We start from the raw sequence: 9,203 nt of genomic DNA on the forward strand, positions 1-9,203 counted from the left end.
CTTCCCGAACTCAGAAGTGAAACATCGTCGCGCCAATGGTAGTGTGGTTCGCCCATGTGAGAGTAGGTCATCGTCAGCTCTCTATTCCTAGATAACCCCCAACGTTAATTCGTTGGGGGTTTTCTTTTGGCTGGAGTTTGGTTGGGGGTGGGTTTATTTGTAGTTGAAAGGCTCAAATAAGCTTTTTCTGTTATGAAAATCGCTATACCTTATATTCAATATATTACTTGTTATTCATTTAAAATGATTTGACTTATATCGTTATAGCTGCTAATTTTAAAGAGTATTTCAACTTTAGTTAATTAAAAGCATTTATAGAGTCTATACGGAAATTGACCTTATAATTAACTTATTAGTAAATACTCATACCCTATCCATGGTTATCAAAAGGAATTGATAATGAAGTTAGCTCCTCTTTTTTCAATAGGTGCATTAGCAGCTATTAGCCTTCTAGGTTGTTCTAATCAAGCTTCTGATAGTACTGATGCTTCTGCAGCAACTTCTCAAGAAACAACCACATTGCGCTTTTCTCATTTTTGGCCAGCAACCTCATCTATCAGTACAGAGGTCTTTGAACCTTGGGCTAAGCAAATAGAAGCAGATTCTAATGGTCGTTTAAAAGTAGAGTTATATCCTTCAGCTGGTCTTGCTAAAGCAGACGTTACTTATGAATCTGCTGCCAAAGGCACGATAGATATTGGCTCACAAGCACACGGCTATACCAATGGTCGCTTTCCTTTAACTCAGATTACTGAGCTTCCTGGTTTATCAAACTCAGCGACTCAGATGGGTTGTATGCTCCAAACTCTATACGAAGATGGTACTTTAGCTGGTGAATATGAAGATACGCATATGTTGTTTATGTATGGTGCTGGACCGGGTGCGTTGCATACAACGAACAAATTAATTCGTACACCTGAAGATATGAAAGGTATGCGTATTCGTCGTCCTTCTGCGGTTGCTGGCGACATTATTGAAAGTGCGGGTGCCTCACCAGTCGGTTTGCCTGCCAATGACATGTATACTTCTTTACAACGCGGCGTCGTTGATGGTTTAAGTTTTCCATGGGAAGCTGTTACCGCCTTTAAAATTGACGAAATTACCAAATACCATACCAATATTCCTTTTTATAGTTCAGCGCTTATGGTGACTATGAATAAAGATAAATATGAGAGTTTACCGGATGATTTGAAAAAGGTACTGGATAAAAATTCAGGTATGGCGCTTGCCAATAAGGTTGGTGAAGTATTTGATAAACATGATGATATGGCAATAGAAGCAGCTAGGAAAAAAGGTGATGAAATCGTTGAAATCCCTGATCCATTGAATGATCCTAACTGGAAAGGACCGCTTGAGAAAGGCACCAATAAATATCTTGCTGATGTTAAAGCGCTAGGTCTAGATGCAGATGGCGTTTATGCTAAAGCAAAAGCCGCCAGTGCAGCCTGTAAGGTCTAACCTAAAGGAGTTTCGCATGGTATTTTTAGTTAAACTGAGCATCCTCATTTCAAGGTTATGTCAATTCATTGGTGGTATCAGTCTCATTATCATTGTACTGACCACCATGCTAGATGTTATTGCCCGCTATGTATTCAAGCTCACCGGTGGTGAGTTTGGATTTACGGTCAAAGGCAGTGTTGAGATTGTCTCTTACTTCATGCTCTTTGCTTTACTTGGTGCTTTTGCTGCTTTTGTTGAACGCTCACAAATTATTGTCGATGTATTCACACAAAAGATGTCAAAAGCCGTTAAAGGTTACATGATGGGCACCTTTATGATGGGGTTCTTTATCATTGGTATCGTGTTCGCATGGGGTCTCTATGAAAGCGCTTTTGATGCAATAGAGTACGGCAAAGTCACCCAAGACCTTCGAATATCTATGATGCCCATTTACGCTATTAGTGCCTTCTTAAGCGTTTTACTTGCCATTCGCTCATTGATCGAATCCATCAACATCTTTAAAACAGGCGAGTTCTTTGACGCTGAGGAGACAGGCGCATGAGTCCAGAAATTATTGGTGCCATTGGTTTGTTATGTATGATTGCGATGGTCATGCTGCGTGTTCCTGTTGCACTTGCGATGCTTGGTGTTGGTTTGGTTGGCTTTGGTGCCGTGACAGCACCGATTGGTGCTGTGCAGATGCTCAAAGACTTACCTGTTGATGTTTTAGCGAAATATGATTTTAGTGCTATTCCATTGTTCATACTTATGGGTGTCTTTGCTTCTCATTCTGGTATGGCGGGGAAGTTATTTGATGCTACTCGAACTATCTTTGGTGGTGTTAGGGGTAGTCTAGGTATTGCTGGTATTGGTTCATCCGGTATCTTTGCATCCATTTCAGGGTCATCATTGGCGACTGCGTCTACCATGACCAAAGTAGCATTGCCACAAATGGAGAAGTACGGTTATCAGCCAGGCTTTGCCTGCGGTATTTTAGCCGCTGGTGGTACTTTGGGGATCATGATTCCGCCCAGTATTGCACTGCTGGTTTATGCCATCCTAACCCAGCAGTCTGTCGGTGATATGTTTATCGCTGGTTTCTTGCCGGGGATGCTTGGCATGGTGATGTATTCAATCACGGTCATGATCATGGTGCGCTGGAAGCCGCATTTGGCCCAGCGCGGAGAGCCTACTTCTTGGAAACAAAAGCTCATCTCCCTAACCGGCCTTATTCCCTTTAGCTTTATTTTTATTGTGATTATTGCCGGTATTTTCTTTGGGTTATTTACCCCAACAGAGGGCGCGGCAGTTGGTGCTTTTGTATCATGGGCTTATGCTTTTGCCAAAGGCATGCGAATGACGGGGCTTAAGCAATCATTAATTGAGACGCTTGCCCTCTCTGCAGTGGTCTTCTTTATGTTACTTGGTGCTGAAGCGCTAGGCTATTTTATCTCAGTATCGCGCTTGTCTTATAGTTTGGCGACGTGGATTGGTTCATTGGCAGTTAGCCCAATGATAGTATTGATCTGCATTTTGATTATGTACTTTCTGTTAGGCTTGTTCATGGATGCCCTAGCGATGTTGGTGATTACGATTCCGGTGGTGTTCCCAATCATTGTTGCGTTAGGTTATGATCCGGTTTGGTTTGGTATTATTGCAGTATTAACCGTAGAGCTTGGATTAATCACGCCGCCTATGGGTATGAATATCTTTGTGATTAAGGCAATGGCACCACATATTAAGCTTTCCGATATGTTCAAGGGGGTGATGCCCTTTATTGTCTCTGACTTGATTCGCTTAGTCATTTTGGTCGCGTTTCCAGCGATATCTTTAGTGCTACTAAGTTAATTCCTACATAAAATAACACTGGAGCATTGTTGCGTACTATGTATAACGCTAGAATAATTGAGAGACATCGCTTTGAAACAGCATCTCTACGATAAGCTTGTCTTAACACACTCATTTTAGAATCACATGGATGCGAGAAATACTATGACTATTGCTAAGAATATCGAGATCAGTAGTACCTCTGAAAGCAGTTTTGAAGATGCTATTCAACAAGGTATTGAGCGGATTTCTAAGACCGTCAACAATGTTGAAGGCGCTTGGATAAAAGAGCAAAAAGTAGGGGTTACTGATGGAAAAATCAGTAAATATCATGTCATTATGATTGTAAGCTTTGTTATTAATGATGGTACTGATATTAGCTAAGTGTTGATTGAAACCTAAAAAAGACTGCGATTGCAGTCTTTTTTTTGTCATAAAAAAATATATTGAGGATTGTTGTGATTAGCAGGAGTAGCCACACGGCTTGCCTATATATGTAGTAAAATAAAACGCTACCATTTTGAATATTTAGAATAGAAGTAAACATTTATGGCTGTCGATTTTAGTAACACGCTCATAGTCGCGATTTCTGCAACCGCTTTATTTGATTTGTCAGAGTCTGAGAATCATCTCATATCGCTTTTACAGCAGCGTCCCCGCGATGCCGTTAAAGAGTTCCGCAACTATATGGCTGAGCGTGAAAATGACCCGTTAACCATTGGCGCAGGTTATCCGCTGATTAAAGCACTATTGAATTTAAATCATTATTGTCATGATTGTGACAATAAGAATGACGGTGTCAATGCACCCTTGGTAGAAGTGGTCATTGTCTCAAAGAGTAGTCCTGATACAGGTATTCAAGTCCTTAATGCAATACGTGAACATGGGTTAACCATTTCGCGTTCAGCCTTTATATCTGGCAGCCCTATTGCGCCTTATATCAAAGATTTTAATGTAGATTTGTTTTTGACGACCAATCTTGAAGATGCGCAGCAGGTTGCAGATGCAGATATCTGTGCCTGTGCGATATTGGATGCTACGCCAGTCAATACTTATGAGTTGGATACCAAGCAGTTGCGTATTGCCTTCGATGGTGATGCAGTGTTATTTGATGATTCAGGAGAGCTGCTTTATAAGCAAAAAGGGTTACAAGCTTTTCATGACCGTGAAGCCAAAATGCGCGATTTACCGATAGAAAAAGGTCCTTATGCAGAGTTATTGATTAAGCTGTCCAAAATGCAAGAGCGTCTGCCAGCAAGCCTGCATTCTTGTCCGATGAAAATAGCCTTGGTGACGGCTCGCAATGCCCCAGCTGACTTACGAGCGATAAAAACATTGCGTAATTGGGGCGTAGATATTGATATGGCGTTTTTTCTAGGAGGGCTTGAAAAGACTTCAGTACTTAAAACATTTGCGCCGCATATTTTCTTTGATGATTCAGTTAAGCATATCGATGCGGCTCGTAGCTTTGTACCAACAGCGCTAGTGCCTTATCATTCAACCTCACTATTACACGCCAGTAGTATATTAACTGCCAATAAAGATGCGTCATCGCTATCTTTTAAACCCGTAGAAACGACGATTTTATCTACCAGTCATTAACATGCGTTTAACAAGATAAAAAGGATAAAACAGTAGATGAAGTGGCAGCAATTGGCAACGCTTGTAATCGTACGCATTAAGCAAGTATTTGGTCTATATGCTTTTGTACTGATACCAATGTGGGTGATGTTTTTTCTTAATGACACCGTATTTTTTGGTCTATGGAATATTTTTGGTATCGTACCAAGAACATTGGATATTGGCAGTATGATAGGGGTATTTGCCTCATGGACGATGCATGGTAATTTCTCACATCTAGTGGGAAATTCTCTGACACTGATGCAGATTTTGTTCTTATTTGGTTTATTTGAAAATAACGCTTATCGTACTATTCTTAAGCTTATCATCGCCTCAGGTATAATGACTTGGATAATAGCTTCACCACTGACGATTCATATCGGCGCTTCAGGGCTGTGTTTTGCGATGCTTGGGTTTATGATAGGTGGGGCAGTGTTCGCTAGGCGTTGGGGCTATTTACTTGCTTGCATTGTGATGGGTACGGGTTATTGGCTGACGATCAAACAAGGTTTGATACCGCAGCAAGGTATCTCATTTGCGGCGCATTTTGGTGGTCTATGCGCCGGATTGTTGTTGGGTGCCAATTCTAAACATGCTTATACGAAAGTGAATAATCGTTATTAGCCTTATTTTTCGGCAAATATATTTCGACAGACTTTTTAATAATTCATAAAGATAACGATAAGTCAGCTAACAGTGGCTTCAATGATTGAGTTATTTTTTATTAATACAAACATGGATATATAGCGGATCATTTTTTTCTAATGGACGCCAAGCAGTCGTTTGTTTCACATGCTCATCAATACTTAACTTACTGTTTTTTTCTTGTAGTACATAGTCTGCACGAGCAGGGGCGGCACAGTCGATCACTTGCGGTACTTGCTGTACACTTCTACGTCTCTCAAACAAATACAGATTGACCAAGTAAACCTCTGGGTTATCAGCGTTAGCACGAGCGTGTCCGCTATCAGCCGCTATAAAGCGTAACGTCTGTGGTTTAACGTACGACCATGGACGAAACCACGTACCTTCTTCAACTTTTTTGACGACATGAACGCCTTCAGGAAGCTGTGCAAGCTGTTGACCAAACCAGCTATATTCTTGACTTATTTGGAAGCCAAAAATACCTATCGCACCAAATAATGGAATAAGCCATCTTGGCGCTTTCTTACCTGCAAGTTTGCTGAGGTGAGTGATAACTAGTGCTATCCCAGCTAGACCAAACCCAGCCGCTATGGTTGCGATAAACTCAAAAAGCATAAGACTTTTCCTTAACGCAATCAGCGCATTTCATATCAATTATTAAAAATAAAATCATGTGTACAGCCTTTTTAAGCACATTTATCATGGCACTCATGCTTAACTTTCTCATTATTTTTACTTTTAAGGGGGGTGAGTAAAATTATCATGATTGGACGAATAGTATGTAAAAAATATCCCATGATCAGATTGGGATAAAAAAATCACTCACAAGCAGCTGCTGCCTGTGAGTGATATGTTATTGTAAAAAATCATACGTCATTTGCACTTCATTTGCTAGCTTATATCGAAGCTTAGTGATCTACTGCAGCACCAGCGCCACGTGGAGAACGTACACTTTCAACCAATTCTTGAATGTGTGCTGGTGGTGGCGCAGTCGCATAAGACACTGCGAATGCTACGATAAAGTTAAGCAAGGCACCAATCACACCAAATGATAATGGTGAGATACCAAACAACCAGTACTCTTCAGTATCAGGGAAGTTTGCTGTACCTGTAACGAAGAACCAGCCTTTAAAGATGAAGATATAAACTAAGATGCTAATCAAACCTGTGAGCATACCAGCGATGGCGCCCAAGTTGTTAATACGTTTAGAGAAAATACCCATCATCAATGCAGGGAACAGTGAGGCACCAGCAATACCAAAGGCTAATGCAACGACCTGTGCAGCAAATCCTGGTGGATTAATACCTAAGTAGGTAGCAACCACAAGCGCAATAGCCATCGTGATACGTGCGACTTTTAGCTCGCCTGCATCAGTGATATTTGGATTAAGGTTACGTTTAATTAAATCATGACTGATCGCTGATGAGATGGCGAGGAGTAGACCAGCTGCTGTAGATAGCGCTGCTGCCAAACCACCTGCGGCGATAAGACCAATAACCCAACCTGGTAGCTGTGCGATTTCTGGGTTAGCCAATACTAAGATGTCAGCGTTGACATCCAGCTCGTTACCTGCCCAACCTCTATCAACAAACACACCATCACGCTCTAAAGCATGTTCCGCTTTTGCTTTTTCAACGGTAGTCGTTGCAGCAGCAACATCGCCGCCATCAGTAGTAGCGGCAGCCAATGCTAGCTCTGCTGCACCAAGTCCACTATCACTATACAACTGGATACGACCGTCGTTATTTAAATCGTTATACTTAATAAGACCGGTTTCTTCCCATGTTCTCATCCAATCTGGACGTTGATCATATTCGATAGCAGGAGCGTCAACACCTTGTGGATAAACAGTATTGATTAGATTTAGACGCGCCATTGCACCTACTGCTGGGGCAGTGAAGTATAGGAGCGCGATAAATACCAACGTCCAACCAGCTGTCCAACGCGCATCCGCAACTTTAGGAACCGTGAAAAAGCGAATAATAACGTGAGGTAGACCCGCGGTACCAATCATCAGTGATAACGTAAATAGCACCATATTTAGCTTGTTCGGTACGTCAGCGGTATAAGCGGTAAAGCCTAAGTCTACGACGATTTGGTCAAGCTTGGTTAGGATAGGAATGCCTGATTCAACATGGTTTGAGAACAAACCAAGACCTGGAATTGGATTACCCGTCAACTCAAGTGAGATAAAGACGGCAGGAATCGTATAGGCAATCATAAGAACCACATACTGCGCAACCTGCGTGTAGGTAATCCCTTTCATACCACCAAGTACGGCGTAGAAGAATACAACAACAGCCGCAATAATCAGACCAGTGGTACTGTCAACTTCTAAGAAGCGTGAGAATGCCACACCAGCACCGGTCATCTGACCGATAACATAAGTGGTTGATGCGATAATCAAACAAACAACGGCAATCATAGCAGCGGTTTTAGAATAAAAGCGGTCGCCGATAAAATCAGGAACTGTGAATTTACCGAATTTACGTAGGTAAGGTGCTAAGAGCATGGCGAGTAGAACATAACCACCCGTCCAACCCATTAAATAAGTTGATGCAGCATAACCACCCGTGGCGATAATACCAGCCATCGAGATAAATGACGCTGCACTCATCCAGTCAGCGGCAGTTGCCATACCGTTAACAACAGGATGTACACCGCCGCCAGCAACATAGAACTCACTGGTCGAACCTGCACGTGCCCACCAAGCGATACCGAAGTATAAAGCGAAGGACAGACCTACAAAAATGATATTAATCGTAAATTGACTCATAGGGCTATTCCTCGTCTACACCATATTGTTTATCTAGTTTATTCATGCGCCATGCATAGAAAAAGATGAGGGCGATAAATACGATAAGAGCACCTTGTTGTGCAAACCAAAAGCTTATATCAGTACCACCTATTCTAATACCTGACAATAATGGACGTAGCAAGATGCCAAAACCATAAGAGACTAAAGCCCAAATGACGAGGCTGACTTTAATGAGACGGAGATTGGCGCGCCAATAACCTGATGAATCGTTGTGGTTCTCCATAGGACAACTCCTTTTGCCTAACATAAAAACAAGGTCACTGATCTGAGTCTGACAAGTCCCTGGGCTTTAGTGTTTATCTTATTGTGAAAACAGTGTCTTACAACCATAAAAACGGTAGATGAAAGACTAAAGCAGAGCGATCAATCAGGATAAGTAACCCAACATTATCAAAATATGAACCAACTTTTCCAGTGTAAACGATACAGACACCGAGGATAAATTACTCGATATGACTGTTATAAAAGTTAAAGGATAAGAGTCGAGGTTAGTCGCTCAAAATCTAATCATTCAACAATAGATATTGAGACAGTCGATTAAATTTATTATATGGAATAATGATGTGTAAAGAGGAGGGGTCGGTACTCGCTGACAATCCTCTGTCTTATTATTATCATCTTCCCGATGACATTATTTTAATAATTAGAAATACATTCATGCCGATAAGTATTGCAAGCAGCTTTTATAAACTTATTAGGAATATATACAATATTGACTTATTTAACAATAAATAAATTTTATTTACTTTATGTAACTAAATATGTGTCTTGTAGAAACTATAACTAACTTATGTTAGTAGAAGCCAATAGATATCATAACTCTGAGACAATAGTATACTAAGACCTTAGTTG

9 protein-coding genes are annotated in these 9,203 nt (G+C 41.2%); 6 read left to right on the plus strand and 3 right to left on the minus strand.

The annotated features are described in order from the left end of the window. Positions 1 to 399: 399 nt before the first annotated feature. The 6 genes from JMX75_RS12555 (at position 400) to JMX75_RS12580 (ending at position 5,511) form a co-directional block, all read left to right on the plus strand. Complete coding sequence (locus JMX75_RS12555; protein ID WP_020444375.1) at positions 400 to 1,458, plus strand: TRAP transporter substrate-binding protein; 1,059 nt, start codon at positions 400 to 402, stop codon at positions 1,456 to 1,458. A 16-nt stretch (positions 1,459 to 1,474) separates the two neighbouring features. After that, entirely contained in the window at positions 1,475 to 2,002 is a 528-nt protein-coding gene (locus JMX75_RS12560) for a TRAP transporter small permease (protein WP_011514570.1), read from the plus strand. Next, positions 1,999 to 3,288, plus strand: coding sequence for a TRAP transporter large permease (locus tag JMX75_RS12565; RefSeq protein ID WP_181210867.1), 1,290 nt, complete (start codon positions 1,999 to 2,001; stop codon positions 3,286 to 3,288). The genes JMX75_RS12560 and JMX75_RS12565 overlap by 4 nt, the downstream gene beginning before the upstream one ends. Positions 3,289 to 3,432: 144 nt before the next feature. Beyond that, on the plus strand, positions 3,433 to 3,651 hold the full coding sequence (locus JMX75_RS12570) for a dodecin family protein (protein WP_041753268.1): 219 nt from the start codon (positions 3,433 to 3,435) through the stop codon (positions 3,649 to 3,651). Positions 3,652 to 3,816: 165 nt separating this feature from the next. After that, on the plus strand, positions 3,817 to 4,869 hold the full coding sequence (locus tag JMX75_RS12575) for a 5'-nucleotidase (protein WP_201532538.1): 1,053 nt from the start codon (positions 3,817 to 3,819) through the stop codon (positions 4,867 to 4,869). 36 nt (positions 4,870 to 4,905) lie between these two features. Beyond that, positions 4,906 to 5,511 carry a rhomboid family intramembrane serine protease gene (locus JMX75_RS12580; RefSeq protein ID WP_020444371.1) on the plus strand — a complete coding sequence of 202 codons (606 nt, stop codon included), beginning with the start codon at positions 4,906 to 4,908 and terminating at the stop codon, positions 5,509 to 5,511. A gap of 90 nt (positions 5,512 to 5,601) precedes the next feature. Here JMX75_RS12580 and JMX75_RS12585 read toward each other — a convergent pair whose 3' ends face one another. The 3 genes from JMX75_RS12585 to JMX75_RS12595 form a co-directional block, all read right to left on the minus strand. Continuing rightward, positions 5,602 to 6,147, minus strand: a complete 546-nt coding sequence (locus JMX75_RS12585) for a hypothetical protein (protein WP_201532539.1) — start codon at positions 6,145 to 6,147, stop codon at positions 5,602 to 5,604. Between the two features lie 293 nt (positions 6,148 to 6,440). Further along, the gene (locus JMX75_RS12590) at positions 6,441 to 8,309 is read right to left on the minus strand and encodes a sodium:solute symporter family protein (protein ID WP_201532540.1); all 1,869 of its coding nucleotides are present in this window, start codon (positions 8,307 to 8,309) and stop codon (positions 6,441 to 6,443) included. Between the two features lie 4 nt (positions 8,310 to 8,313). Next, positions 8,314 to 8,574: a DUF4212 domain-containing protein gene (locus tag JMX75_RS12595; protein ID WP_011514563.1), complete on the minus strand. Its 261-nt coding sequence runs from the start codon at positions 8,572 to 8,574 to the stop codon at positions 8,314 to 8,316. Between the last annotated feature and the right edge of the window lie 629 nt (positions 8,575 to 9,203).

Source organism: Psychrobacter sp. LFX-11D (genome assembly GCF_904846475.1).
In the GTDB taxonomy this organism is placed as follows: Bacteria; Pseudomonadota; Gammaproteobacteria; order Pseudomonadales; family Moraxellaceae; genus Psychrobacter; species Psychrobacter cryohalolentis.

Excerpts from the sequence above, each read along its gene's own strand:
- JMX75_RS12555 (WP_020444375.1), top strand. The coding sequence starts at position 400 with ATGAAGTTAGCTCCTCTTTTTTCAATAGGTGCATTAGCAGCTATTAGC.
- JMX75_RS12560 (WP_011514570.1), top strand. The coding sequence starts at position 1,475 with ATGGTATTTTTAGTTAAACTGAGCATCCTCATTTCAAGGTTATGTCAA.
- JMX75_RS12565 (WP_181210867.1), top strand. The coding sequence starts at position 1,999 with ATGAGTCCAGAAATTATTGGTGCCATTGGTTTGTTATGTATGATTGCG.
- JMX75_RS12570 (WP_041753268.1), top strand. The coding sequence starts at position 3,433 with ATGACTATTGCTAAGAATATCGAGATCAGTAGTACCTCTGAAAGCAGT.
- JMX75_RS12575 (WP_201532538.1), top strand. The coding sequence starts at position 3,817 with ATGGCTGTCGATTTTAGTAACACGCTCATAGTCGCGATTTCTGCAACC.
- JMX75_RS12580 (WP_020444371.1), top strand. The coding sequence starts at position 4,906 with ATGAAGTGGCAGCAATTGGCAACGCTTGTAATCGTACGCATTAAGCAA.
- JMX75_RS12585 (WP_201532539.1), bottom strand. The coding sequence starts at position 6,147 with ATGCTTTTTGAGTTTATCGCAACCATAGCGGCTGGGTTTGGTCTAGCT.
- JMX75_RS12590 (WP_201532540.1), bottom strand. The coding sequence starts at position 8,309 with ATGAGTCAATTTACGATTAATATCATTTTTGTAGGTCTGTCCTTCGCT.
- JMX75_RS12595 (WP_011514563.1), bottom strand. The coding sequence starts at position 8,574 with ATGGAGAACCACAACGATTCATCAGGTTATTGGCGCGCCAATCTCCGT.